The 23374-nt window shown below is 70.9% G+C and carries 19 protein-coding genes; 11 read left to right on the top strand and 8 right to left on the bottom strand.

The window, feature by feature from the left end; all coding sequences use genetic code 11:
* Positions 1-47 precede the first annotated feature (47 nt).
* Positions 48-2765: an aconitate hydratase AcnA gene (gene acnA / locus H293_RS0135180; protein ID WP_020122510.1), complete on the bottom strand. Its 2718-nt coding sequence runs from the start codon at positions 2763-2765 to the stop codon at positions 48-50.
* A 645-nt stretch (positions 2766-3410) separates the two neighbouring features.
* On the opposite strand from acnA, the gene H293_RS55540 reads away from it, so the two are divergent.
* From H293_RS55540 to H293_RS0135170, 3 genes are all read left to right on the top strand, one after another.
* The gene (locus H293_RS55540) at positions 3411-3611 is read left to right on the top strand and encodes a DUF4236 domain-containing protein (protein ID WP_078612760.1); all 201 of its coding nucleotides are present in this window, start codon (positions 3411-3413) and stop codon (positions 3609-3611) included.
* Positions 3612-3694: 83 nt separating this feature from the next.
* Positions 3695-5224, top strand: coding sequence for a helix-turn-helix domain-containing protein (locus H293_RS0135175; protein WP_020122509.1), 1530 nt, complete (start codon positions 3695-3697; stop codon positions 5222-5224).
* Between the two features lie 51 nt (positions 5225-5275).
* Entirely contained in the window at positions 5276-5671 is a 396-nt protein-coding gene (locus H293_RS0135170; protein WP_020122508.1) for a TOBE domain-containing protein, read from the top strand.
* 18 nt (positions 5672-5689) lie between these two features.
* On the opposite strand, the gene H293_RS0135165 is transcribed toward H293_RS0135170, so the two are convergent.
* Entirely contained in the window at positions 5690-6379 is a 690-nt protein-coding gene (locus H293_RS0135165; protein ID WP_020122507.1) for a M24 family metallopeptidase, read from the bottom strand.
* A 261-nt stretch (positions 6380-6640) separates the two neighbouring features.
* Between H293_RS0135165 and modA the strand changes: the two genes are divergently transcribed.
* From modA to H293_RS60550, 4 genes are all read left to right on the top strand, one after another.
* Entirely contained in the window at positions 6641-7459 is an 819-nt protein-coding gene (gene modA, locus H293_RS0135160; RefSeq protein ID WP_020122506.1) for a molybdate ABC transporter substrate-binding protein, read from the top strand.
* Positions 7456-8319, top strand: a complete 864-nt coding sequence (gene modB / locus H293_RS0135155) for a molybdate ABC transporter permease subunit (protein ID WP_020122505.1) — start codon at positions 7456-7458, stop codon at positions 8317-8319. Before modA ends, modB begins: the two co-directional genes overlap by 4 nt.
* A 437-nt stretch (positions 8320-8756) precedes the next feature.
* Positions 8757-9836 (top strand): ABC transporter ATP-binding protein, encoded by a 1080-nt coding sequence (locus tag H293_RS0135150; protein WP_028808475.1) that lies wholly within the window; start codon positions 8757-8759, stop codon positions 9834-9836.
* 150 nt (positions 9837-9986) lie between these two features.
* Positions 9987-10121, top strand: a complete 135-nt coding sequence (locus H293_RS60550) for a hypothetical protein (protein ID WP_259294593.1) — start codon at positions 9987-9989, stop codon at positions 10119-10121.
* 256 nt (positions 10122-10377) lie between these two features.
* Here the strand turns inward: H293_RS60550 and H293_RS0135145 are convergent, their stop codons facing one another.
* A complete protein-coding gene (locus H293_RS0135145; protein WP_020122503.1) occupies positions 10378-10806 on the bottom strand; it encodes a DUF6299 family protein in 429 nt (142 codons plus the stop codon).
* Positions 10807-11048: 242 nt separating this feature from the next.
* Here H293_RS0135145 and H293_RS0135140 point away from each other — a divergent pair, with 242 nt between their 5' ends.
* The gene (locus tag H293_RS0135140) at positions 11049-11243 is read left to right on the top strand and encodes a DUF5999 family protein (protein ID WP_020122502.1); all 195 of its coding nucleotides are present in this window, start codon (positions 11049-11051) and stop codon (positions 11241-11243) included.
* Between the two features lie 73 nt (positions 11244-11316).
* On the opposite strand, the gene H293_RS0135135 is transcribed toward H293_RS0135140, so the two are convergent.
* Both H293_RS0135135 and H293_RS0135130 read right to left on the bottom strand, forming a co-directional pair.
* Positions 11317-11715 carry a RidA family protein gene (locus H293_RS0135135; protein WP_020122501.1) on the bottom strand — a complete coding sequence of 133 codons (399 nt, stop codon included), beginning with the start codon at positions 11713-11715 and terminating at the stop codon, positions 11317-11319.
* Positions 11712-12839 (bottom strand): acyl-CoA dehydrogenase family protein, encoded by a 1128-nt coding sequence (locus tag H293_RS0135130; RefSeq protein ID WP_020122500.1) that lies wholly within the window; start codon positions 12837-12839, stop codon positions 11712-11714. Before H293_RS0135130 ends, H293_RS0135135 begins: the two co-directional genes overlap by 4 nt.
* A gap of 163 nt (positions 12840-13002) precedes the next feature.
* On the opposite strand from H293_RS0135130, the gene H293_RS0135125 reads away from it, so the two are divergent.
* Together H293_RS0135125 and H293_RS0135120 are read left to right on the top strand one after the other, a co-directional pair.
* Positions 13003-14595 (top strand): AMP-binding protein, encoded by a 1593-nt coding sequence (locus H293_RS0135125; RefSeq protein WP_020122499.1) that lies wholly within the window; start codon positions 13003-13005, stop codon positions 14593-14595.
* A 15-nt stretch (positions 14596-14610) separates the two neighbouring features.
* Positions 14611-15423 (top strand): PaaX family transcriptional regulator, encoded by an 813-nt coding sequence (locus H293_RS0135120; protein WP_020122498.1) that lies wholly within the window; start codon positions 14611-14613, stop codon positions 15421-15423.
* A 46-nt stretch (positions 15424-15469) separates the two neighbouring features.
* Here the strand turns inward: H293_RS0135120 and H293_RS0135115 are convergent, their stop codons facing one another.
* Entirely contained in the window at positions 15470-17746 is a 2277-nt protein-coding gene (locus H293_RS0135115; RefSeq protein ID WP_033416014.1) for a bifunctional salicylyl-CoA 5-hydroxylase/oxidoreductase, read from the bottom strand.
* A 2-nt stretch (positions 17747-17748) separates the two neighbouring features.
* On the bottom strand, positions 17749-18576 hold the full coding sequence (locus H293_RS0135110) for an enoyl-CoA hydratase family protein (protein ID WP_020122496.1): 828 nt from the start codon (positions 18574-18576) through the stop codon (positions 17749-17751).
* Between the two features lie 320 nt (positions 18577-18896).
* Between H293_RS0135110 and H293_RS0135105 the strand changes: the two genes are divergently transcribed.
* Positions 18897-19349 (top strand): ATP-binding protein, encoded by a 453-nt coding sequence (locus H293_RS0135105; RefSeq protein ID WP_020122495.1) that lies wholly within the window; start codon positions 18897-18899, stop codon positions 19347-19349.
* Here the strand turns inward: H293_RS0135105 and H293_RS53895 are convergent.
* The gene (locus tag H293_RS53895) at positions 19331-23326 is read right to left on the bottom strand and encodes a trypsin-like peptidase domain-containing protein (RefSeq protein ID WP_158694480.1); all 3996 of its coding nucleotides are present in this window, start codon (positions 23324-23326) and stop codon (positions 19331-19333) included. The genes H293_RS0135105 and H293_RS53895 overlap by 19 nt on opposite strands.
* Between the last annotated feature and the right edge of the window lie 48 nt (positions 23327-23374).

Here is a 23374-nt window from a genome sequence, read left to right as displayed (position 1 = left end):
TCACGGGAGTGCGGCCCTCGGAGGCCCGGAAGGACGTGCCCTGGGACCTACTTGCGGATCAGGCTGCGCAGCACGTACTGCATGATGCCGCCGTTGCGGTAGTAGTCGGCCTCACCGGGGGTGTCGATGCGGACGACCGCGTCGAACTCCACGCCCGTGTCGGTGGTGACCTTGACCGTGCGCGGCGTGGTGCCGTTGTTCAGCTCCTCGACACCGGTGAAGGAGAAGGTCTCCTCGCCGGTCAGACCGAGGGTCGCGGCGGACTGGCCCTCGGGGAACTGGAGCGGCAGGACGCCCATGCCGATGAGGTTCGAGCGGTGGATGCGCTCGTACGACTCGGCGATGACGGCCTTGACGCCGAGGAGGGCGGTGCCCTTGGCGGCCCAGTCGCGGGACGAGCCGGAGCCGTACTCCTTGCCGGCCAGGATGGCCAGCGGGATGCCCTGCTCGATGTAGTTGCGGGAGGCGTCGTAGATGAACGACACCGGACCGCCGTCCTGCGTGAAGTCGCGGGTGTAGCCGCCCTCGGTGCCCGGCGCGATCTGGTTGCGCAGGCGGATGTTGGCGAACGTACCGCGGATCATGACCTCGTGGTTGCCTCGGCGAGAGCCGTAGGAGTTGAAGTCACGACGCTCGACACCGTGCTCGGTGAGGTACTTGCCGGCCGGGGTGTCGGCCTTGATGGCACCGGCGGGCGAGATGTGGTCGGTGGTGACCGAGTCGCCCAGCTTGGCGAGCACGCGGGCGCCGGTGATGTCGGAGACCGGGGTGGTCTCCATCGTCATGCCCTCGAAGTACGGAGGCTTGCGGACGTACGTCGACTCGGCGTCCCACTCGAAGGTGTTGCCGGTCGGGATCGGCAGCGCCTGCCACTGGGCGTCGCCCGCGAAGACGTCCTGGTAGGACTTGTTGAACATGTCCTCGCCGATGGCGTTCGCCACGACGTCGTTGACCTCGGCCTCGGAGGGCCAGATGTCCTTGAGGAAGACCGGGTTGCCGTCCTGGTCGACACCGAGCGCGTCCTTGGTGATGTCCACCTTCATGGAGCCGGCGAGGGCGTACGCGACGACCAGCGGCGGGGAGGCCAGGTAGTTCATCTTGACGTCGGGGTTGATACGGCCCTCGAAGTTCCGGTTGCCGGAGAGGACCGAGGTCACCGCGAGGTCGTGGTCGTTGACGGCCTTGGAGACTTCCTCCGGCAGCGGGCCGGAGTTGCCGATGCAGGTGGTGCAGCCGTAGCCGACGAGGTTGAAGCCGACCTTGTCGAGGTACGGGGTCAGGCCCGCCTTGTCGAAGTAGTCGGTGACGACCTTCGAACCCGGGGCGAGGGTGGTCTTGACCCACGGCTTGCGGGTCAGGCCCTTCTCCACGGCCTTCTTCGCGACCAGCGCGGCGGCGACCATGACGTACGGGTTGGAGGTGTTGGTGCAGGAGGTGATGGCCGCGACCGTCACCGCGCCGTGGTCGATCTCGTACGTCGAACCGTCGGGGGCGGTCACGGTGACCGGGTTCGACGGGGCGCCGTTCGGGGCCACGGCCGGGGCGTCGGAGGCCGGGAAGGACTCCTTGCCGGCCTCGTCGACGTCGTCGACGTAGTTGCGCACGTCCGTCTTGAACTGCTCGGCCGCGTTCGCGAGGACGATGCGGTCCTGCGGGCGCTTCGGTCCTGCGATGGAGGGGACGACCGTGGAGAGGTCGAGCTCCAGCTTCTCGGAGAAGTCCGGCTCGGCCTTCGGGTCCAGCCAGAGGCCCTGCTCCTTGGCGTACGCCTCGACGAGCGCGAGCTGCTGCTCGGAGCGGCCGGTGAGCTTGAGGTACTTGATGGTCTCGTCGTCGATCGGGAAGATCGCGGCGGTGGAGCCGAACTCCGGCGACATGTTGCCGATGGTGGCGCGGTTCGCGAGCGAGGTGGCGGCGACGCCCTCGCCGTAGAACTCGACGAACTTGCCGACCACTCCGTGCTTGCGGAGCATCTCGGTGATGGTCAGCACGAGGTCGGTGGCGGTGGTGCCGGGCTTGAGCTCACCGGTCAGCTTGAAGCCGACGACACGCGGGATGAGCATGGAGACCGGCTGGCCGAGCATCGCGGCCTCGGCCTCGATGCCGCCGACGCCCCAGCCCAGCACACCGAGGCCGTTGACCATGGTGGTGTGCGAGTCGGTGCCGACCAGGGTGTCGGGGTACGCCTGGCCGTTGCGGACCATGACCGTGCGGGCCAGGTGCTCGATGTTCACCTGGTGGACGATGCCGGTGCCCGGCGGGACGACCTTGAAGTCATCGAAGGCGGTCTGGCCCCAGCGCAGGAACTGGTAGCGCTCGCGGTTGCGGCCGTACTCCAGCTCGACGTTCTGCGCGAACGCGTCGTGGGTGCCGAACTTGTCCGCGATGACGGAGTGGTCGATGACCAGCTCGGCCGGGGAGAGCGGGTTGACCTTCGCGGGGTCGCCGCCGAGCTCCTTCACGGCCTCACGCATGGTGGCGAGGTCGACGACACAGGGCACACCGGTGAAGTCCTGCATGATCACGCGGGCCGGCGTGAACTGGATCTCCTGCGACGGCTGGGCCTGCGAGTCCCAGCTGCCGAGGGCGCGGATGTGGTCGGCGGTGATGTTCGCGCCGTCCTCGGTACGGAGCAGGTTCTCCAGCAGAACCTTGAGGCTGTACGGCAGGCGGGCCGAGCCCTCCACCTTGTCCAGCCGGAAGATCTCGTACGACTCGTCGCCCACGCTCAGCGTGGCGCGGGCGTCGAAGCTGTTCGCCGACACGACAGTCTCCTTCATTTTTGTGCGCTTACCACCGCATCCTGCCGCCACTCCGCTTGGCCGATCCGCTAAGGTAAGGCTAAGTTAGGCATGCCTTACTGCCAGGCTCGGCGGAAGCGTGCGACTGCGGTACGCCTCGGCAGATATCTCGATGTCGAGATAACTCTAGTACATGAGGCCGGGATGGTCATGCCCGGCCTGGCAGTGATGTGCGCCGCCCCGCGATTCCCCGCGAGCGGTGAGGGGTGGCTCGGCCGGGGACGAGTGGGCGACGTGAGCGGGCCTCGGGGCGCGCGCCTTCGGTGTCACGCCGGCGCGTGTCGACGACCCGGATGGACGGGCTCATCGGCCGGTAGCTCATCGGTGCCGATGCCGGCCGGGGCCGGCTTTCCCATATCGACTCCAGATCCAGTTCCAGGTCAGGGCCCGCGTGCCGCGTGCCGCCCGCAGCTGCGCGACCCTTCACCGGGACGCCCCCCTGACCGACTCGGCACCTTCGCACCCTCACCCACCCGGCGCCCGACACCCAGCAGCCCCAACTCGCCCACGCCGAAAGGGCGGTACGAAACCCGGTACCCATCACTTCACCGAGCCGGGGTAGGCGGACGGAGTCGAAAGCACGCGACCGACCTTCAAGGGGAGGCCCCCATGCCGCTCACGTTCCGCAAGAGTTTCCGGATTCTTCCCGGGGTGCGGCTGAACATCAACCGGCACTCCTGGTCCATCACGACCGGTGGCGGAAGTCACGGACCGAAGCACACGCACAGCAGCACCGGACGTCGAACGACATCGGTGGATCTGCCCGGACCTTTCGGGTGGCGGCGGACCCGTACCACCAAGCGTCACTGACGTTCCCTCAGGTCCGTCCGGGCCCTTCCCCCGAACAGACCCCCCGAAATGCGTCATCTCATATCTGAGATAGCCTCGACGCCATGGCAGACGACTACCTCGTACGTATCGGCAGGCTCATCCGTGACGCCCGACAGCACCGGGGCTGGACACAGTCGCAGCTCGCCGAGGCGCTCGGCACCAGTCAGAGCGCCGTCAATCGCATCGAGCGAGGCAACCAAAACATCAGCCTTGAGATGATCGCCCGTATTGGTGAAGCGCTCGACAGCGAAATCGTCTCTCTGGGCTACGCGGGCCCGATGCATCTGCGTGTGGTCGGCGGTCGTCGGCTGTCCGGGTCGATCGACGTCAAGACGAGCAAGAACGCGTGTGTGGCCCTGCTCTGCGCCTCGCTCCTCAACAAGGGGCGCACGGTGCTGCGCAGGGTCGCCCGCATCGAGGAGGTCTACCGCCTTCTGGAGGTGCTGAGCTCCATCGGGGTGCGCACCCGGTGGATCAACGGCGGCGTCGACCTCGAACTCGTGCCGCCGGCCGAGCTGGACATGGCCGCCATCGACGCCGAGGCCGCCGTCCGCACGCGCTCGATCATCATGTTCCTCGGCCCGCTGCTGCACCGCATGGACAGCTTCAGGCTGCCGTACGCCGGCGGCTGCGACCTGGGCACCCGGACCATCGAGCCGCACATGATCGCGCTGCGCCGGTTCGGTCTGGACGTCGCGGCCACCGAGGGCCAGTACCACGCCCGGGTCGACCGGCAGGTCCGCCCCGGCCGTCCGATCGTGCTGACCGAGCGCGGCGACACCGTGACGGAGAACGCGCTGCTCGCGGCCGCCCGCCACGACGGCGTCACCGTCATCCGCAACGCCTCCTCCAACTACATGGTCCAGGACCTGTGCTTCTTCCTGGAGGCCCTCGGGGTCAGGGTCGAGGGCATCGGCACCACCACCCTCACCGTGCACGGCGTGCCGCAGATCGACGTGGACGTCGACTACTCCCCCTCCGAGGACCCGGTCGAGGCGATGAGCCTGCTGGCCGCGGCCGTGGTGACGGAGTCGGAGCTGACGGTGCGCCGGGTGCCGATCGAGTTCCTGGAGATCGAGCTCGCGGTCCTGGAGGAGATGGGGCTCGACCACGACCGCACGCCGGAGTACTTCGCCGACAACGGCCGCACCCGGCTGGTCGACCTCACGGTCCGCCCCTCCAAGCTGGAGGCGCCGATCGACAAGATCCACCCGATGCCGTTCCCCGGCCTGAACATCGACAACGTCCCGTTCTTCGCGGCCATCGCGGCGGTCGCCCAGGGCCAGACCCTCATCCACGACTGGGTCTACGACAACCGCGCGATCTACCTGACGGATCTCAACCGGCTGGGCGGACGGCTCCAACTCCTCGACCCGCACCGGGTACTGGTGGAGGGCCCGACCCGCTGGCGCGCCGCCGAGATGATGTGCCCGCCGGCCCTGCGCCCCGCCGTGGTCGTCCTGCTGGCGATGATGGCGGCCGACGGCACGTCGGTGCTGCGCAACGTCTACGTCATCAACCGCGGTTACGAGGACCTGGCCGAGCGGCTCAACTCGGTGGGCGCGCAGATCGAGATCTTCCGGGACATCTGACGGACGAGTGCGGGACCGCTCGGAGTGCCCTGATCGCCTATCTTGGCGCGTATGCAGTCCTACACGATCGGCCAGGCCGCACGGCTGCTCGGCGTGAGCCCCGACACCGCGCGGCGGTGGGCGGACGCCGGGCGGGTGCCCACGCACCGGGACGAGGGCGGGCGGCGCCTCGTCGACGGCAGGGATCTGGCCGCTTTCTCCGTGGAACTGGCGAAGGGGGAGGGCGGTGAGGAGGGCGTGTCCCACACGTCCGTCCGCAACGCCTTCTCCGGCATCGTCACCGCCGTGAAGCTCGGCGATGTCGCGGCCCAGGTGGAGATCCAGGCGGGCCCGCACCGGCTGGTGTCGCTGCTGACACGGGAGGCCGTGGAGGAACTCGGCCTGGAGGTCGGGGTGGAGGCCACCGCCCGGGTGAAGTCGACGAACGTGCACATCGACCGCACCTGAGCGGGGCCGTCGCCCGGGTCAGAGGGTGAGCAGTTCCTCGTGGAAACCGCCGAACTCCCGCTCGGCGTCGACGAGATGGATCTCCAGGATCCAGTGGCAGCGACGTCCCGCCTTGTCGGTGCGGCGCAGTGGGGTGTCGTTGGCGGGGGTGATGTACGACTCCACGTCGGCGCCGTCGATCCACTCGTGCGGAAACTCGCCGACGAGGTGTCCGGCGTGCCAACCGCCCAGTGCCCAGCCGGACTTGGCGGCGAGCCGTTCGACCTCGGCGTACAGCCGCGCGCCGGTGATGTCCGGGGCGGACTCGAAGGCGCTCCGGCCCGCCGCGAAGATCTTCGGCAGGTCGTCGCGGAGGCGGTGCTTGACCGGGTCGTCGCCGAGGACGAAGGTCCGCCCGAAGTCGGCCTCGTACTCCTCGAAGATCGGGCCGAAGTCGGCGAAGACGATGTCGTCCGCGCCGATCACGCGGTCCGGCGGGTTCTCCCGGTACGGCTGGAGCGTGTGCGGTCCGGAGCGCACGATCCGCTTGTGCCAGTGCCGGGTGGTTCCGAACAGTTCGTTCGCCAGGTCCCGGATCCGGTCGCTGACCGCCCGCTCCCCCTGGCCCGGCGCGACCAGTCCGCGCGCCTCGATCTCCGCGAAGAGCCGGGCGGCCTTCGCCTGGGCGACCAGCAGCTTTGCCGCGCGTGTGGGTTCGTCGTCCGCCATGGGCCCGAACGTATGCACCTCGGTTCGTGGCCGGCAACGGAATTCCTTCGCGCCGCCCCGGCCGCTCCACAGCCACGACGGCAGTCCGTAGGGACGCACATGCCAACCTGATGGATGAGATCTACCGCTCATGCGATGTGACAGGAGACTTTCACCTGGCATCTGCGCCAGTATGATCGACGTACACGCGGATCGCCGACGAGCGGGACCGCCGGGACGCAGGTGATCGTGTCCGTGAGGACCAGAGGGAGTGGACCCGTGATGACCCCTACCCCGCGCCGGAACCACCGGGCCGTGCGGACGGCCGGCGCCGGTGCCGCCGCGCTGCTGGCCCTGAGCGCCTGTTCGTCGTCCGGCTCGCACTCCTCGTCCACGAAGCCGGACTCCTCCGCCTCGGGCCGGCTCTCCGGCACGGTGACCGTGTTCGCCGCCGCATCCCTTCAGGAGAGCTTCACGGCACTGGGCAAGCAGTTCGAGAAGGCCCACCCGGGCACCATGGTCACCTTCAGCTTCGGCGGCAGCGACTCGCTGGCCGCGAGCATCACCGGCGGCGCCCCGGCGGACGTGTTCGCCTCGGCCAGCCCCAAGACGATGAAGATCGTCACGGACGCGGGGGACGCCTCCGGCACGCCCGTCACCTTCGCGCGCAACCAGCTGGAGATCGCCACCCTGCCCGGCAACCCGCACCGGGTCGGATCGCTGAAGGACCTCACGGACAAGGACCTGAAGGTCGTGCTGTGCGCCCAGGAGGTGCCCTGCGGCGCCGCCGCGCAGAAGGCCCTCGCGGCGAGCAAGCTGAAACTCACTCCGGTCTCCTACGAGCAGGACGTCAAGGCCGCGCTGACCAAGGTCGAACTGAAGGAGGCCGACGCGGCCGTCGTCTACAAGACCGATGTGCACGCGGCGGGTGACAAGGTGGAGGGCGTGGAGTTCCCCGAGTCCGCCGACGCCGTCAACGAGTATCCGATCACCCTGCTCAAGGGCACCCAGAACACGGAGACCGCGAAGGCGTTCATCGCGCTCGTGCGGTCCGCCGAGGGCCAAACGGTCCTGACCGGGGCCGGGTTCCTGAAGCCGTGAGCCCGACCGACAAGGCCGCCGCCGCGTCCGAGACCCTCCGGGGCGGGCCGCGGCGCCGCCGTGTCCGGGCTCCCGGCGGTGGCCGCGGTGTGCCCTTGCCGCTGCTCGTGCCCGCGTTGATCGGCGTGGCGTTCCTGACCGTGCCGCTGGTCGCCCTGCTCGTACGGGCCCCCTGGCGCGGCATGCCCGAACAGCTGACCGGCGCCGCCGTGTGGCAGGCGCTCCAGCTGTCCCTGGTCTGTGCCACGGCCGCGACCGCGGTGAGCCTGGTGATCGGGGTCCCGCTGGCCTGGCTGCTCGCCCGTGTCGAGTTCCCCGGCCGAGGCCTGGTCCGTGCCCTGGTCACCCTGCCGCTGGTCCTCCCGCCGGTCGTCGGCGGTGTCGCGCTGCTCATGGCACTGGGGCGCAACGGGGTGGTCGGGAAGTGGCTGGACGCGTGGTTCGGGATCACGCTGCCCTTCACCACCGCCGGGGTCGTGGTCGCCGAGGCTTTCGTCGCGATGCCCTTCCTCGTCATCAGCGTGGAGGGCACACTGCGGGCCGCCGACCCGCGCTACGAGGAGGCGGCGACGACCCTGGGCGCCTCCCGCTTCACCGCGTTCCGGCGGGTCACGCTGCCGCTGATCGCGCCGGGTGTGGCGGCGGGCGCCGTACTGGCCTGGGCGCGGGCGCTGGGCGAGTTCGGCGCGACGATCACTTTCGCCGGCAACTTCCCCGGCCGTACCCAGACCATGCCGCTGGCCGTCTACCTCGCCCTCCAGAGCGACCCGGAGGCGGCCATCGCCCTCAGCCTGGTGCTGCTGGCCGTGTCGGTGGCGGTACTGGCTGGGCTCCGCGACCGTTGGATGGCGGCGGGATGAACGAGACCGGCGGCGGGAGGGCGGGGGGCGGCGACCATGCGTGGCATGACCCCGGTGACGCCGCGATCCCCGGGGCCGCCCGGCCGGCCGAGCAGGGGACCGCGCAGACCGGAGCCGGTCCGGCCGCCGCGACCGGCATCGATGCCGACCACGCGACGCACGACCCCAGTGACACCGAGGCCGCCCGGACCGCCCAGACCGCCCAGACCGCTGAGCACCGGACCACGCAGACCGGCACCCGTCCAGCCGCCGCGACCGGCGTCGGCCCCGCGAGCCGCACCGGAGGCAATCTCACGGTCGGCACCGGTGACGGGCGGACGGCACAGGCCGGTGACGGGCGTGCGGCACAGGCCGGTGACGGGCGGACGGCTCAGACCGGTGGCGACGATACGGACGGGCTCGGTGGCAACGATACGGACGGGACCAGTGACCACCCCATGACCGGCAGAACCCGAGCCGCCGTCCCCGACGCCACCCCGGCCGGCCTCGATGCCCGACTGGTCGTGGACCGCGGTACCTTCCGCCTCGACGTGTCCCTCGCCGTCGCCCCGGGCGAGGTCGTCGCCCTGCTGGGCCCGAACGGCGCCGGCAAGACCACCGCCCTGCGCGCCCTCGCCGGGCTCGCCCCGCTCACCGACGGCCATCTACGGCTGGACGGCGCCGCGTTGGAGCGCACGCCTCCCGAGTCCCGCCCGGTCGGCGTCGTCTTCCAGGACTATCTGCTCTTCCCGCACCTCACCGCCCTCGACAACGTCGCCTTCGGCCCGCGCTGCCAGGGCGCGAGCAAGGCGCAGGCACGGGCACGGGCCGCCGAGTGGCTCGACCGCATGGGTCTCGCGGCCCACGCGGGCGTCAAGCCCCGCGAGTTGTCCGGTGGTCAGGCCCAACGCGTCGCCCTGGCCCGCGCCTTGGCCACCCGCCCCCGGCTGCTGCTCCTCGACGAGCCCCTGGCCGCCCTCGACGCCCGCACCCGTCTGGAGGTCCGAGCCCAACTCCGGCGCCATCTGGCCGAGTTCGAGGCCGTCGCCGTACTGGTCACGCACGACCCGCTGGACGCCATGGTCCTCGCCGACCGCCTCGTGGTCGTCGAACACGGCGAGGTCGTCCAGGAGGGCGTCCCCTCCCACATCGCCCGCCATCCGCGCACCGACTACATCGCCCAGCTGGTCGGCCTGAACCTCTACCGGGGCGAGGCCGACGGCCACACGGTCCGCCTCGACGCCGGGCCCGCGCTCACGACCACGGAAGAGCTCACGGGGCCCGTTTTCGTGGCGTTCCCGCCGAGTGCCGTGACCCTCTACCGCGAACCCCCCGCCGGCTCCAGCGCCCGCAACCACTGGCGCTGCGAGGTGGCCGGCCTGGAGACCCACGGCGACCAGATCCGCGCCGACCTCACCGGCGAGCTCCCCCTGGCGGCGGACCTCACGACGGTGGCCGCGGCCGAACTGGACCTGCATCCGGGCGCGGAGGTCTGGGCCGCGGTCAAGGCGACGCAGACGCACGCGTATCCCGTCTGACGTCCGGGGCCGGAGGGAGGTCCTGCGGGGACCGGGTCGACGACTCACGGGTGATCACGCACTGCCACCGCCTGGCGCCCGTCCCTCCCGGCCTCACCCGAACGGCCGCCAGGACAGGCTGCCCGACCCGCCCGTTCCTAGCGTGAACGCATGCGGGTACGTCTGCCCGGCCCCTCGCAGACCGCAGGGCCGCAGGGCCGCAGGGCCGCAGGGCCGCAGGAGGAGGAGACCGTGATCCTGGCCACCCTCGAACGAACACCCGATACGAAGGCAGGGGTCCGGTGACGGCCGCGGAGGACCCGCCCGCACGACGGTGCGCGAGTCGGCACTCCGGACCGCGGGACGGGGAGGAGTGCGGAGCCCGCGCCCGCTTCGAGATCGCCTGCCACGCCCGGCCACCCCTGGTCGTGTGCCCTCAGCACCTGGGCCCCGCCCTGCTGTTGGCCGACGGAGTGCTATGGCCTCCGGAGATCGCACTCGTGCGCTGACCGCCCGCGCGCCCGGTGGTGGGCGAGGCCACCGGGACGCACGTGGGCCGCGCTCAGCCCTGCGTCAGGGTGATGTCGCGCTGCTCGGCCGCGTGGAAGCGGGGCAGCGGCAGACCGCCCTGGAGGGTGAGTTCCATGAGGGTGGCCTCGACATGAGCCGCACCCGGTGCGAGGGCGCCCGGGGTGGGCTTGCCCGTGTTCTGCCAGCTGTGCTCCACGCCGTCGCACACCGCGCGGGTCCCGCCGACGCCGTACCGGCTCGACGAGGAGCGCTCGCCCACGGAGGAGCTGACGAACACGGGGCCCGAACCGTCGGTGCAGCGGTAGGTGCCGGACAGGGTCACGGTGCCGTCCTGGGCGATACGGCCGACGGGGTCGACGGTGACGGTCTCGTACGGGACGGCGCTCGCCGGCAGCGCGGGGGCGGCCAGCAGGAACAGCGCGGCACCGGCAGCGGCGGCGAGAGCGGGGCGAACGGACACGGGGGTACCTCCCGGATGAGTGGAATGGGGGCCTCCACTGCTACCGGGAACCCGCCCGGACAGCCGTGACCGTCACTCATTCGGTGGCGAGTCCGCACCGAGCGTCGTGGAACCGTCCGAGAGTTGTCCGCGTGTTGTCACGCTTCATGTCCGGCTGTTCCGATGAGTTCGCGACGGGAGCATGGTCTACCCATACGGATACGGACCCCATAGGGACGGTCCGCCGAATGTGGAGGTGCGCCATGTGTTCTCACCGGTCTTCGAGCGCTTCGTCCGACGACATCACCCCGCACATCGTCGCCGCCCACCCCGAGCAGGGCTGGAACCTCCTGTGCAACGGCGCGATCGTCTTCGACGACACCGGCGAGCTGCTGCCCGACGGCAGCGTCGTCGCCCCGCACCGAGTGCCGACCGGAGAGCTGGCCGTCGCCGCCTGACCACTTCCGCCTCGGGGCGCCACCCGGCAGAACGGCACCGCCTCTGCACGAGGTCGCGGGCGACTCGCCGGAGCTACGGCAGCACAGCGAAACCGTCCAGCTCCACCGCCGCCTGGTCGTCCCACAGCCGTACGACCTCCACGACCGCCATCGCGGGATAGTCGCGGCCCGCCAACTCCCGCCAGATACGGCCGAGTTCATGGGCATGGGCGCGGTAGGCGGCGATGTCGGTGGCGTAGACGGTGACCCGGGCGAGGTCGGCGGGCGTGCCGCCGGCCGCTCGCAGGGCCGTCAGCAGGTTCGTGAGCGCCCGCTCGAACTGCTCGGGGAGAGTCTCCCCCACCACCTTGCCGTCGGCGTCGAGCGCGGTCTGCCCCGCGAGGAAGACCACCCGGGACCCGGTGGCGACGACCGCGTGGGAGAAGCCGGTGGGCGGGGACAGTTCGGGCGGGTTGATGCGCTCGGCGCTCACGGCACCTCCAGGTGGGCGTACAACTCCTTGGCGATGATGCCCCGTTGGACCTCGCTGGCCCCTTCGTAGATGCGCGGGGCGCGCACCTCCCGGTACAGGTGCTCCAGCAGATGACCGCGCTGCAGGGCACGGGCGCCGTGGAGTTGGACCGCGGTGTCGACGACGTACTGCGCGGTCTCGGTGGCGAGCAGTTTCGCCATCGCGGCGCGCTTGGGCACGTCCGGGGCGCCTTCGTCGTACGCCGTCGCCGCCGCGTACACCATGAGGCGGGCCGCGTCCGTGCGCAGGGCCATCTCGGCGACCGTGTGGGCGACGCTCTGGAGGTCTCTCAACTTGCCGCCGAAGGCGTCCCGTCGGGAGGTGTGCGCGAGGGTCGCGTCCAGTGCCGCCTGTGCCATGCCCAGCGCGAAGGCGCCGACGCTGGGCCGGAAGAGGTTGAGGGTGCCCATGGCGACCCGGAAGCCCCGGTCGACCTCACCGAGGACGTCGTCGGCGCTCACCGGTACGGCGTCGAAGGCGAGGGCGCCGATGGGGTGCGGGGAGAGCATGTCGAGGGCGGTGCCGGTGAGCCCGGGCCGGTCGGCGGGCACGAGGAACGCCGTGACCCCGCGGGCTCCCGCGCCGGGGGTGGTGCGGGCGAAGACGGTGCAGAAGTCGGCCTCGGGAGCGTTGGAGATCCAGCACTTCTCCCCGGTGAGCCGCCAGCGGGAGGGGCCGTCGGGCCGGGCGGACAGGGACAGGGCCGCCGCGTCCGACCCCGCCCCGGGCTCGCTCAGCGCGAACGCGGCCACCGCCGTGCCCTCGCCGACCGCCGGCAGCCAGCGTTCCCGCTGGGCCGGGGTGCCGTGGGCGTGGACGGGGTGGGCGCCGAGGCCCTGGAGGGCGAGGGCCGTCTCCGCCTCCGTGCAGGCGTAGGCGAGGGACTCCCGCATCAGGCAGAGATCGAGGGCGCCGGCGGTGAACAGCCGCTCCAGCAGCCCCAGTCGGCCGAGCTCGGCGACCAGCGGACGGTTCACCTGCCCCGGCTCGCCCTTCTCCGCGAGCGGGCGCAGCCGTTCCTCGGCCAGGGCACGCAGCTCCGCACACCGGGCGGTATGTGACGGTTCGAGCGAGAATGCGGGCATTGCCGGTCCCCTCTCGTCGACAGGACCCCTCGACAGTATCGCGCGCCGTTGACTGTCGTCACCAACACGATACGCTCCTCGTACGAGCCCACCATCGACGCCCACAAGGCGGCCCACGCGGCCATGCGGCCACGCGGTCCACAAGGCAAGGGGGCGACCCGCCATGAACGTCTCGGCCCACGTCGACACCTTCGCGCGCGACCACCTCCCGCCCCCCGACCAGTGGCCGGAGCTCCGCTTCGACCTGCCGGAGCTGAGGTACCCCGATCGGCTGAACTGTGCCGCCGAGCTGCTGACGGGCCCGCCCGACGAGCGCCCGGTCTTCCACACCCCGACCGGGGCCACATGGACGTACGGCACACTCCGCGCCCGGGTCGACCGGCTCGCGCATCTCCTCACCGGCGACCTCGGGGTCGTCCCCGGCAACCGCGTCCTGCTGCGCGGCCCGACCACGCCCTGGCTCGCGGCCTGCTGGCTGGCGGTGCTGAAGGCGGGCGCGGTCGCGGTGACGGTACTGGCCCAGCAGCGCCCGCACGAGCTGGCCACGATGTGCGAGATCGCGCGCGTCGAACACGCCCTGTGCGACATACGCGCCGTGGACGACCTCACCAAGGCCGAGATACCGGGCCTGAGGATCACGACGTACGGTGGCGACGCCCCCGACGACCTCCTGAACCGCGAGGCGCCCGGGACGCCGTACCCCGCGGTGCGGACCGCGGCCGACGACGTGGCGCTGATCGCCTTCACCTCCGGGACCACCGGGCGCCCCAAGGGCTGTATGCACTTCCACCGGGACGTGCTCGCGATAGCCGACACCTTCTCCAAGCATGTGCTCAAACCACATGGAGACGATGTCTTCGCCGGCAGCCCCCCACTCGGATTCACCTTCGGGCTCGGTGGCCTGGTGATCTTCCCGATGCGCGCGGGCGCCAGCTCCCTCCTCCTCGAACAGGCCGGACCCCGCCAGTTGCTGCCGGCCGTCGCCCGGCACCGGGTCTCCGTTCTCTTCACCGCGCCCACCGCCTACCGCGCGATGCTCGACGAGCTCGACGCGTACGACGTCTCGTCCCTGCGCCGCTGTGTCTCCGCCGGGGAGAACCTGCCGGCGGCCACCTGGCGGGCCTGGCGGGAGCGCACCGGGCTGCGGATCGTCAACGGCATCGGCGCCACCGAGCTGCTGCACATCTTCATCTCCGCGGCCGATGAGCGCATCCGGCCCGGGACGACCGGGGTGCCGGTACCCGGATGGCACGCGCGCGTGGTCGACGAGACGGGTCGCGAGAAGCCCGACGGCGAGCCCGGTCTGCTCGCCGTGCGCGGCCCCGTGGGCTGCCGCTATCTCGCCGATCCCCGCCAGCGCGACTATGTGCGGGACGGCTGGAACATCACGGGCGACACATACATCCGCGAGAACGACGGGTACTTCCGCTATGTGGCCCGCGCCGACGACATGATCATCTCCGCCGGGTACAACATCGCCGGACCGGAGGTCGAGGACGCCCTGCTGCGACACCCGGACGTGGTCGAGGCGGCGGTCGTGGGACGGGCCGACGAGGCGCGCGGTCAGGTCGTCGTGGCCTTCGCCGTCCTCAAGGAGGGCGCCGAGCGCGACGCGGAGGCGCTGCGCGCCTTCGTCAAGGCCGAACTGGCGCCCTACAAATGCCCGCGCGAGATCGTCTTCCTGGACGCGCTGCCGCGCACGGCGACCGGCAAACTCCAGCGGTTCCGGTTGCGCACCGGTGGTGACCAGCAGTGATCCACACGACCTAAGATGATCAACGTGTCCGACCAGCATGCACCACGGTCTCTCATCGTCACGCTCTACGGAGCCTACGGCCGCTTCATGCCGGGCCCCGTGCCCGTCGCCGAGCTGATCCGGCTGCTGGCCGCGGTCGGCGTGGACGCCCCCTCCGTACGGTCGTCGGTGTCCCGCCTCAAGCGGCGCGGCCTGCTGCTGCCGGCCCGCACTGACCGGGGCGCCGCAGGGTACGAACTGTCGCCGGACGCCCGCCAGTTGCTGGACGACGGCGACCGGCGCATCTACGCGGTGACGCCGCCCGAGGACGAGGGCTGGGTGCTCGCCGTGTTCTCGGTGCCCGAGTCGGAGCGGCAGAAGCGGCACGTGCTGCGCTCACGGCTGGCCGGACTCGGCTTCGGCACGGCGGCCCCCGGGGTGTGGATCGCGCCCGCGCGGCTGTACGAGGAGGCCCGGCACACCCTCCAGCGGCTGCGGCTCGACCCGTACGTGGACCTCTTCCGCGGCGAGCATCTCGGTTTCGCGGCCACCGTCGAGGCGGTCGCCCGCTGGTGGGACCTGGCCGCGATCGCCAAGGAGCACGAGGCGTTCCTCGACCGCCACGCGCGTGTGCTGGGCGACTGGGAGGACCGGGCCGACACCCCACCGGAGGAGGCCTACCGCGACTACCTCCTCGCCCTCGACTCCTGGCGCCACCTCCCCTACGCCGACCCCGGCCTGCCCGCCCCGCTGCTCCCGGAGGACTGGCCCGGTGAGCGGGCGGCGGCGGTGTTCCGAGGCCTGCACGAGCGGCTGCGGGACGCGGGGGCCACGTTCGCCGGCTTGTGATCCCGGGCCTGGCACGGCCCAAGGCCCCGTCCGACGGACGGGGCCTTCAAGTCCCCAGCGTGAGGCGGGGCTTGGGGGCGTCCGTGCGTCCGGTCTGCGGTCGCCGGCTGCCCGCGCGGTACGGGTCGGGCCAGACGACGCCGGGACCCTCGTACCCCTGCTCGGCGGCCGCGTGCAGGGTCCAGTGCGGGTCGTAGAGGTGGGGGCGGGCCAGCGCGCACAGATCCGTACGCCCGGCCAGGATCAGTGAGTTGACGTCGTCCCAGGAGGAGATGGCGCCGACCGCGATCACCGGGAGGCCGGTCTCGTGGCGGATCCGGTCGGCGTACGGTGTCTGGTACGAGCGCCCGTACTCCGGGTGTTCCTCGGCCACGACCTGCCCGGTCGACACGTCGATGGCGTCGGCGCCGTGCGCGGCGAAGGCGCGGGCGATCTCGACGGCGTCCTCGGCCGTGGTGCCGCCCTCGGCCCAGTCCGTGGCGGAGATACGGACGGTCATGGGTCGCTCCTGCGGCCACACTTCCCTGACCGCGTCGAAGACTTCGAGCGGGAAGCGCAGGCGCTTGGCGAGCGAGCCGCCGTAGGCGTCGGTGCGCCGGTTGGTCAGCGGGGAGAGGAAGCCGGAGAGCAGATAGCCGTGGGCGCAGTGCAGTTCGAGAAGGTCGAAGCCGGCTCGCGCGGCACGCCAGGCGGCGGCCGTGAACTGCTCGCGGATATCGGTCAGTTGGGCACGGCCGAGCTCGCGCGGGGTCTGGTTGGAGGGCTTGTAGGGGACCGGGGACGGCGCCACGACCGGCCAGTTGCCCTCCGGCAGGGGCTCGTCGATGCCCTCCCACATCAGCCTGGTCGAGCCCTTGCGGCCGCTGTGCCCGAGCTGCAGACCGATCGCGGTACCCGGTGACCGCGCGTGCACGAAGTTCGTGATCCGCTTCCAGGCCTCGGCCTGTCTGCCGCTGTAGAGGCCGGTGCAGCCGGGGGTGATGCGCCCCTCGGGCGAGACGCACACCATCTCGGTCATCACCAGCCCGGCGCCGCCGAGGGCCCGGGCGCCCAGGTGGACCAGGTGGAAGTCGCCGGGGACGCCGTCGGTGGCGGAGTACATGTCCATCGGCGAGACCACGACCCGGTTGCGCAGGGTCAGACCGCGCAGCCGGAACGGGGTGAACATGGGGGGCGTGCCGGGCGGGCAGCCGAACTCGCGCTCCACGGCGCCGGTGAAACGCGGGTCGCGCAGACGCAGGTTGTCGTGGGTGACGCGGCGGCTGCGGGTGAGCAGGTTGAAGGCGAACTGGCGGGGCGGCTGGTCGAGGTACAGGCGGAGGTTCTCGAACCACTCCAGGCTGGCGCGGGCGGCGCGTTGCGTGGAGGCGACGACGGGTTTGCGCTCCGCCTCGTAGGCCGCCAACGCTCGTTCCAGCGAAGGCTGTTCTTCGAGGCAGGCGGTCAGGGCGAGGGCGTCCTCCACGGCGAGCTTGGTGCCGGAGCCGATGGAGAAGTGGGCGGTGTGGGCCGCGTCGCCGAGCAACACGGTGTTGCCGTGCGACCAGTGGTCGTTGACCACCGTGCGGAAAGTGGTCCACGTGGAGTTGTTGGAGCTCAGCGGGCGTCCGCGGAGGGCGTCGGCGAAGATCTTGGCGCAGCTCTCCGTCGACTCCTGCGGGGTGACCTCGTCGAAGCCGGCCGCCCTCCAGACCTCCTCGCGCATCTCGATGATCACGGTGGAGGCGTCGGGGGCGTAGGGGTAGCCGTGGAGTTGCATCACGCCGTGCTCGGTCTCGGCGATCTCGAAGCGGAAGGCGTCGAAGGGGAAGTCGGCGGCGAGCCAGATGTAACGGCAGTGGTGCGGGGTCACATGGGGGCGGAACACATGGCCGAGGCGTTGACGGGTGGTGCTGTTGACTCCGTCGGCCGCGATGACCAGGTCGTGGCTCCGGGCCAGGTCGGGCGGGGCCTCGGTGCGGAAGCGGAGGTCGACGCCGAGCGCGCGGCAGCGGGTGTGCAGGATGTCGAGGAGTCGCCGGCGGCCCAGTGCGGCGAAGCCGTGACCTCCGGAGGTGTGCCGCAGGCCCCGGTGCACGATGTCGATGTCGTCCCAGCGCACGAAGTCCTCGCACAGGGCCTCGTAGACCTCGGGATCCGCGTGTTCGATGCCTCCCAGGGTCTCGTCGGAGAGCACCACGCCGAAGCCGAAGGTGTCGTCGGGAGCGTTGCGTTCCCACACGGTGATGTCCCGCCCGGGATCGAGCCGCTTCAGCAGGGCTGCCGCGTACAGCCCTCCGGGGCCGCCGCCGATGATCGCGATGCGCCGGACAGGAGTGGACATGATCACCGCCCCTTCCATTTCGGCGGCCGCTTCTCCGTGAACGCCGCGTGGAACTCCCGGTAGTCCTCACCGTTCATCAGCAGGGCCTGCGTCGAGGCGTCCAGTTCCACCGAGGCCGCGAGCGGCATGTCCAGCTCCGCCGTCAGCAGTGCCTTCGTCTGGGCGTACGCCAGTGCCGGGCCCTCGGCCAGGCGGTGGGCCAGGACCTGCGCGGCCTCGTCCGCGCCGCCGTCCGTCGTCAGTTCGCTGATCAGGCCGATGCGCTCGGCCTCGGGTGCGCGCACGGGTTCGCCGAGCATGAGGAGACGGGTGGCGTGGCCGAGGCCGACCACGCGGGGCAGCAGATAGGCCGCGCCCATGTCGCCGCCGGACAGGCCGACGCGGGTGAACAGGAAGGCGAAGCGGGCCGAGGGGTCCGCCACCCGGAAGTCGGCCGCCAGGGCGAGGACCGCGCCCGCGCCCGCCGCCACCCCGTGCACGGCGGCGATCACCGGGAACGGACACTCCCGTACGGCCCTCACGACCTGGCCCGTCATCCGGTTGAAGTCGAGGAGCTGGGCGGTGTCCATGGCGAGGGTCGCACCGATGATCTCGTCGACGTCACCGCCGGAGCAGAAGCCGCGGCCCTCGCCGGCCAGGACCAGGGCCCGGACGGAGCGCTCGCGGGACAGCTCGGCGAGCAGGTCACGCAGGTCGGCGTAGGCGCCGAAGGTGAGCGCGTTGAGTTTGTCGGGGCGGGCGAGGGTGACCGTGGCGACCCCGTCGGCGAGGTCGACGCGCAGGTGCTGCCAGTGGGGGGTGCGGGCGGCGGAGCCGGTGAAGGGGCTCATGTCCGTGCGGCCTCCTCGTGCTCGGGCGAGGTTCGAGGTGCGCTCTGCCCTTCGAAGCTATCACCCATCTTTGACTGTCGTCACGAGTGCGCGATAGGAGCATCCGGATGTGACCCGGCGCATCCCGATGTGACCTGGCCCCGTCACATCCGTCACGGCTCGTCGACAGACCGGCAACGGCGGGATCAGCCGTGGGAGGCAAGCCGTTGCTACGGGTAAGCCGCCTGCCAACGGGGCCGAAGGTCCCCTGCGGTGCCAGCCGGACGACTGTGCCGACGGCGCCGTACCATTCATACGGTTGAAAGCAGGACAGCCTGCTCATGAACGGAACCGCCTTGCACGATCGCCCCTCAGCCTCCGCCTCCTGGCGCATCGCGCTGCCGCATTCCGCCGCGGCCGTGCCCGTGGCGCGCGCTCTGGTCCGCACCGCACTGGCCGAGCTGGAGCACGGGGCGGACTGCGACACCGCGGAGCTGCTGACGGCCGAGCTGGTGGCGAACGCCGTGGAGCACACGGCCGGCGACACCCCGATAGAGCTGGTCGTGGAGCTGCTGCCGACCGGCTGCCAGGTGGAGGTCCACGACCCGGACCCGGCGCCCCCGGGTCACCTCACCCAGCCGGACACCAGGGACCCGGACCCCTGGCAGGAGCACGGCCGGGGACTGCTCCTGATCAGGGCGCTCAGCTCGTCGTGCGGCCACCGCCCGACCGAGAGCGGCAAGGCGGTGTGGTTCCGGCTGGCGGTGGTGCCGCCTCAGTGGCGGCCCGCATGAGGCTCGGCATCATCCGTGACCGGTGCCGGGCCCAGCCGGCTGAGCACATCGGCGCCGACCCACCGCACTACGTCGGGGTCCAGTAGGCCCAGAGCCGGCAAAGCCCGCCACCATTCCGGCTCGACCAGCAATTCGACGATCAGGTCCGTGGCCACAGTACTGCTGCGGATGCGGGAAGGGCCCGCGTAGCCGTCGAGCAGGAGTAGACGACGGATGTCCGTCTCCAAGCTTCCGTCCGGCGCCACGGGGTGCCAAGTGTCACAGCCGTCGAGTGCGGCGACGGCGACAGCCGCGCGGATCTTTGCGGAGTCACGCTCGGGAAGTCGAACTCCGTCCATTGGCTGTCCGGTCAACATGCGGACTAATGCCCACCAGACCTGGGCCGATTCGACCGACCTACGTGGATCCACTGGAGCCCCCCGGTATCCCTGCCGGGGCCGGGTCGACCATTCGGCCCACAACTCAGCCGCCTCCTGCGGATGAGTCCGGGAGAGTGCGAGTACCGCGGAGGCCTTCGCAAATGAAGTGGTGAGCCCCGGGCGGTCGGCTGCGCGCGCCACGACACCGGAGGCCGAACGCCTCTGCCGCCGCCTCGCTCCACCGTGAATCCAGGCACGGGCAGCCAGAGGATCGACGCGCACCGTCGCCAGAAGCCCTGCCCACCACGCCTCCTCCACGTCCGTGAGCTGGCCCGAGCCGTCCAGGAGTGCTTGCGCGCTGGACCGCGCGTGTGCTGCGTACTCCGCTCGGCGCTCGTCATCGACCGACCGCATTCGCACCAGGACCGCGAAACACTGAGCGGCCCGCACGGGTGGCAACTGGGAAGCCAGTTTTGCGGCATAGTCGACACCCCGTATGTGAGCCAGCACCTCCACGCCGTCGGGCCTGTGGGCGATCCTCTCCAGCTCCTCCTCTTCGTCGACACGGCCTCGGGCCTTTCGCAGGCCGGCCACTTGGTCGCGATCGGCCGTTGCGTAGAGCGGAAGACGCCAGTAGTCGGACGACCTGGGCAAATACCTGGTCACTGCCTTTGCCTTCGCCGGATCCCCGGCGTGCTGCAACGCCTCGGCAAGTGTGTCGAGCAGCGGCAGCAAGGTCATGCGGTTGGCGTCGGCAGCCTCGCGGCAGTCGCGTGCGATGAGCCGGGCCGCACGAGCCGCGTCCTCCGGGGACTGCGCCGCGGTCCGCAAGGCGGTCATGGCGAAGACTTCCGCCCGGTCCTTCTCGGACATCTGTCCGACAAGCTCTCCCAGATCACCGACCCGGCCGTACAGGGCCAGGCGCTCGGCGACGCACAGGGCCTCCTCAGAGGCTTGCGGCCACGCGGGCTCGGACTCTCCCTCTTCAACTGCGGCGCAGACGGCGAACACACCATCGTGCTCCTCCCCGGAGACGATCGCGGTGTGACGCAGTGCGGCCACCACGGTTCGGTCATGCGTGCCCACCGCGCGGATAGAGGGCAGCAGGCCCCGCCTCGCGGCCCGGATCCGGGCACGTTCCGCAAGGCGGATGGCGTGACCCGGGTCGTCGCCACCGATCAGCATGCCCAGGCACGCCAGCGTGAGCACAGCTCGGCGTGGTGGCACTCGATGTGCGAGTTCCAGCAGAGCGGCCCCACGCTCCGGATCGGTAGGGGTCGCCAACAGGCCGGCACAGGCAAGCAGGATCGCTTTGTCAGGCTGCCGGTGAGTGTGCTTGCCCAAGTGCTCAGCCGCGTCCATGAGTTCGTGAGCCATCTGAACGTCGGAACGTGCCTGTCGCGACAGCCCTCGCAGGACGAGCGTCTGCTCCCATGGCTCAGGCGGGCGCAACGCTTCGGCCAGGGCTGCCCTTCCGCCTTCGGCTCGCAGAGTGGCAATGGCGCGGTGCGTACACAACTCGGTGTGGCGATAGGCGGCCACGCTCTCGCTGTCCGCGGGTGGCTCGGAGAGCCACGCGGCAGTCTCGTCCACCAGCCGGAGAGCACGCCGCGGATCCGAACTCGCCACTTCCGCCGCCACCCGCGCCAGGGAACGCGCCCTGTCCCACGGGTCCAGGAGAGTGCGAGCCAACCCCTCCGCCTGAGCCCCTCTCCCGAGAGACGCCCACACCGCCGGCAGCCCGACAGGCAGTCCCGCGTTGCGGGCCACCAATTCGTCGGCGAGCAGGGCTAGTTCTCCGAGAACACGGAAGTCGGCGGGACGTCGGCCCGCGAACCGACTGCGCGCGGTGGCAATCTCCGCCTGCGCCACCGAGTCGCTGCCGGTGACCCGGAACAACCGAGCCTGTCGATCCCGGTCGGTGATGGTACGGAGATAACGCTCCGTGTCGTTTCCCGCCGAGAGCAGACGACCATAGCTGTGCAGCAGGTAGCCCGGGGTGTCGGAGGGCCAACGGCGCTCACGATAGCCGTCGGCCCAGGTGTGGATCCGCTTGCGGTATGCGTCGAGGCCGCTGCCGAGGGCCAATTCGGCCTGTTCCCGCAATGACTCGTGGGCGAAGAGGATGCCCTGTTCCTGTTCCAGGTCCCAGCGCGTCCGGGTGCGCAGGCTGCGCCCGGCCACGCTGGCGATCCGATCTTCGACCTCATAAGGCAGGAGACCCGTCAGTTCCGTCAGGTCACTGACAGTGAGACCACCCTGGGCCGCCGTAAGAAGACCCAGCAGATCCACTTGAGCCCGGTCGCCGTGCAGAGCTGCGTACAGTTCGCCACGCGCCTCGGCCTCGGTGTGTCGCGCGTATTCGTTCGGGGCGAGGTGCCGCGGCGTGCAGGAGCGCAGCGGGTGATCGTAAGCCACGTCCAGTGGGACGCCTGGGTGGGGGCGACTCGTGACCAGCACCCGTACGTTGGCCGGCGGTCGCGGAGGCAGCAGGGACGCGATGCTCGCCCGATGCCCGCCACCGTCCTTCGAGCGGTCCTCGTCCAGACCGTCTACGACGAGTAAGAGTGTCTCCTCCCGTTCGGCGAGGCGTTTGGCCGCCTCCTCGAACAGGAACCGGCGCTGCGCGTCCCGTCCGCCCGGAACGGTTTCAAGGCCCGCCAATGGAGCCAGTTGAGCAATCAGGCTCTCGGTGAAGGCATCGCTGTCCGCCTGCTCGGCCCAGCGGGCGGTAATGAAGAACGACACCGCACGCACTCCTGCGGGTGGTTCGATCACGAAGGTCGAGGCCAAGGCGGTCTTGCCACTCCAAGGCGGCGCCTGCCACCACTGGTAACGCTCGTCGCCCGCGCAGAACCTGACAAGCTCCTCGATCTCCGCTGTCCGGTCGTAAAGGTGTGTCGGCGCGATCTCCCGGACTTGCCGGAGATGAGCCGTGTGCACCAACTCACCCGTGTCCACGGCACATACGTCGGGTAGCGCGTCGGGGTGCACGCTGGCGCCGAGCAGGGCCTCCAGTTCGGCCAGCCGATCCCCGTTCGAGAGCCGATCGTGCCAGCCGTCCACGCGCAGCACCGCGAGGCGGCCCAGCCCGTCCGAGCGGTGGTGTCGGCCGACGATGCCGACCAGGCGACCGTCACTCAGGACAGGTGCGCCCGACATGCCCTCCCACGGCGAGCACCCCGGCTCAGGGTCCGGGGCGGGCGCGGGCACGACGAGTTCCAGCGTGCCCTCTCGACGGTTCGAAAGCACCGCGACCGTACCTTCGGCGTGGCAAAGATCCCTATAGACGGAGCCGACGGTTCCTGCATCGTGGCGGAGCTTGAAACGGGGGAAGCCCAGCGTCGAGCAGTGCAGCACGGCATCACGCTCGGCAACGCGCGCGAGGGCGAGGATCTTCTCGGCTCGCTCGCCCGGAGCGGAGAGCAGAGCCAGGTCGAGGTCTCGGTCGAGCCAGAGGACGTCGGCACGCACAGTACGCGCCGACCTGCGATCGGCGTCGAACCGGAGGTCCACCCGTTGCGCGCCGCGCACGACATGTTCCGCGGTCAGGACGATTCCGTCCCGGACCAGGTATCCGGAGCCTCGCACGCCATTGCCTCGGCTGCGGGTGACCATCACTTCAGCCGCTCGTCCCGCGACAAGCCCTTCACCAGTCGGCACTAC

It is taken from the genome of Streptomyces canus 299MFChir4.1 (assembly GCF_000383615.1).
Classification (GTDB): domain Bacteria; phylum Actinomycetota; class Actinomycetes; order Streptomycetales; family Streptomycetaceae; genus Streptomyces; species Streptomyces canus_C.
The sequence above is the reverse complement of the archived record's forward strand: the minus strand, read 5'-3'. Positions and strand labels throughout refer to the sequence as shown.